This window comes from uncultured Brevundimonas sp. (assembly GCF_937870815.1).
Lineage (GTDB): Bacteria > Pseudomonadota > Alphaproteobacteria > Caulobacterales > Caulobacteraceae > Brevundimonas.
This window is the reverse complement of record NZ_CALMZS010000227.1, coordinates 1-2,244: the sequence shown is the minus strand read 5'-3', so window position 1 is coordinate 2,244 and position 2,244 is coordinate 1. Positions and strand designations below refer to the sequence as shown.

General features: G+C 68.0%; 3 protein-coding genes and 1 pseudogene. 3 read left to right on the top strand and 1 reads right to left on the bottom strand.

Annotated elements, in window-relative coordinates:
- The first annotated feature begins 115 nt into the window (after positions 1-115).
- The 3 genes from Q0588_RS15750 (at position 116) to ssb (ending at position 1,856) form a co-directional block, all read left to right on the top strand.
- Entirely contained in the window at positions 116-781 is a 666-nt protein-coding gene (locus Q0588_RS15750) for a hypothetical protein (RefSeq protein ID WP_298748177.1), read from the top strand.
- A complete protein-coding gene (locus Q0588_RS15745) occupies positions 781-1,224 on the top strand; it encodes a hypothetical protein (protein ID WP_298748174.1) in 444 nt (147 codons plus the stop codon). Before Q0588_RS15750 ends, Q0588_RS15745 begins: the two co-directional genes overlap by 1 nt.
- Positions 1,225-1,376: 152 nt before the next feature.
- Positions 1,377-1,856, top strand: a complete 480-nt coding sequence (gene ssb / locus Q0588_RS15740) for a single-stranded DNA-binding protein (RefSeq protein WP_298748171.1) — start codon at positions 1,377-1,379, stop codon at positions 1,854-1,856.
- A gap of 218 nt (positions 1,857-2,074) precedes the next feature.
- On the opposite strand, the pseudogene Q0588_RS15735 reads toward ssb, so the two are convergent.
- A pseudogene (locus tag Q0588_RS15735) lies at positions 2,075-2,244 on the bottom strand (aldo/keto reductase); the annotation flags it as partial.

Genomic DNA, 2,244 nt, shown 5'->3' with positions numbered 1-2,244 from the left:
GCCAACTATCAGGCCGCGCTCGCCCGCCTCGGCGGCTGACCGGTCCGCCGACGAAGGCCGTTGACGGCGCGGGCTTCGGCGGCGTTATTGGGGGCTCCATCCGCGCGAGCCTTTCATGCCCCAGGACAATCGTCTTCTCATCGCCATCGGCGCCGGCCTGGCCATCGTCGCGGCCGTGGTGATCGCCCTGATTTTCAGCGCCGGCCGCGACCGGAACCCGGCTCCGCCGCCGGCGGCGCAGGGCGGGCTGACCGTCGATGTCGCCGACGCCCCGGAGCTGAACACGACGCGCGAACTGCGCTGCTTCGTCGATGGCCAGTACATCGGCCTGGCGACCCTGTCCGACTGCGCGCGGCGTAACGGCGTGGCCACGGACGCGCTCGACGTCGGCATAGACGAGACCGGCTCCCTCGCCGCGGCCCCGACCGCCGCCTTCGCCCCGCCGCCCGGCGCCCCGCCGGTCGAGCTGACCGAGGCTGAGCCGCCGCCGCTGACCGAACACCAACCTGACGAGCCCTCCGTTCAGCCCGCTTCCGGTGCCGCCTGCCTGCGCTACACCGGCTCCGACTGGCGCTCGCTGTCGTCCAGCATGGGTTTGAACGCCTGTGTCCAGGCGCTGTATTCGGGCACCTGTGTGAGACCCGGCGAGGCCCTGTATGGCCGCTGGGGCGACATGACCCTCAGGCTCGTGCCCCGCCGGGTCGAGCAGTCACCCGACAACAGCCGGTTTCGCACCCTGGCCGAGCAGGATCGCAGCTGCCAGTTCCCGGGGCTGCGCTGATGAGGGCCGTCCTGTTCCTGTGCCTCGCGGCCGGCGCGCTCGGGCTCGCCGCCTGCGGAGAAACCGTTGAGGCCCCGTTCGACCGGGGCGTCTGTTACGCCGTCGAGGCCGGGGCACAAGGCGAGCCGCCCCGCTTCAACAAGGTGGCGGACAACCAGCCGCAGATCGAATTCTGCGCGGCGCGGCTGGAAGAGGTGCGTCTGCGCTTCCTGCGCATGGGGGGCAGTCGTCAGGAGGTCGTCGGCTCCTATCAGGGCCAGTTTATCTTCATCGACCGCGCGGGGGTGTGGATTTCGCCGACGCTGGAGGGGTCCAGGTTCATCCTGCTGGCCCGAACCGGCGACGGTCGGCTGGCTATACCCGGCGCCATCCAGCGGGCCATCGACGGCACACCGGTTGCGGTGGCCGCCCCGCCGCCGGAGGCTTCGCAGAAAGGCCCCTAGACGCGACGGAACAAACATGGAACAAACCGCAATCTGTGGATTGCGAGACAAAGCCGACCCGCGGCGATCCAAAGCGCGGTAGGCCCGCACAATGGACAACCGGCTCCGAACGGCATGAAACGCACGGGCCAGAACGAAGAAGGAGCTCGGCGATGGCGGGCAGCGTCAACAAGGTCATTCTGGTCGGCAACCTGGGCAAGGACCCGGAGATCCGCACCCTCAACTCCGGCGAACGGGTGGCCAACCTGTCCCTCGCAACCTCGGAACAGTGGCGCGACAAGGCGACCGGCGAGCGCAAGGAAAAGACCGAGTGGCACCGGGTGGTCATCTTCAACGAGAACATCGTCAAGGTGGCCGAGAACTATCTGAAGAAGGGCTCGACGGTTTACATCGAGGGCTCGTTGCAGACGCGGAAGTACGAACAGGCCGGCGTCGAGAAATACACCACCGAGATCGTGCTGCAGAAATTCCGCGGCGAGCTGACCATGCTGGGCGGACGTAATGACAGCGCCGGCGGCGGGGCCTCGCGTGGCGGTGATGACGACTATTCCTCAGGCTTCTCCACCGGCGGCGCCAACAAGCCCAGCGGTCCCAGGGAAAGCTACGACCTGAACGACGACATTCCGTTTTAGGGCTGGTCGAGGTTCGGGACTCGCACGGGATGCGGTTCTGGTTCCAAGCCCCAAAATGCGGACGTCAGGGAATCGCCCGGGCCCGGCAGAGGCCCGATGGGTGAAGATGGAGCCGCATTGGCCTGGCAAGACGATCGGCGAGTGATCTTGGGCCCCCCGACGCCAGACGCCCGCGCCGTATTGGCAGGGAGACGCGCTCGTCCCTGACCCGTGACGCTTCAGGTCCATTCCGGGTCCCATTTGAAGGCCGGATCAATCCAGTCGCCGAGGCGGCCGTCGGGGCGGGCGAGGGCGTGGATGCGGTCCATCTGCTCCGGCGTCAGCTGGAAGTCGAAGATGTCGAAATTCTCGGCCGCGCGGCCCTCCTTCGCGGTGCGGGGGATGGCGA

Excerpts from the sequence above, each read along its gene's own strand:
- Q0588_RS15745 (WP_298748174.1), top strand. The coding sequence starts at position 781 with ATGAGGGCCGTCCTGTTCCTGTGCCTCGCGGCCGGCGCGCTCGGGCTC.
- Q0588_RS15750 (WP_298748177.1), top strand. The coding sequence starts at position 116 with ATGCCCCAGGACAATCGTCTTCTCATCGCCATCGGCGCCGGCCTGGCC.
- ssb (WP_298748171.1), top strand. The coding sequence starts at position 1,377 with ATGGCGGGCAGCGTCAACAAGGTCATTCTGGTCGGCAACCTGGGCAAG.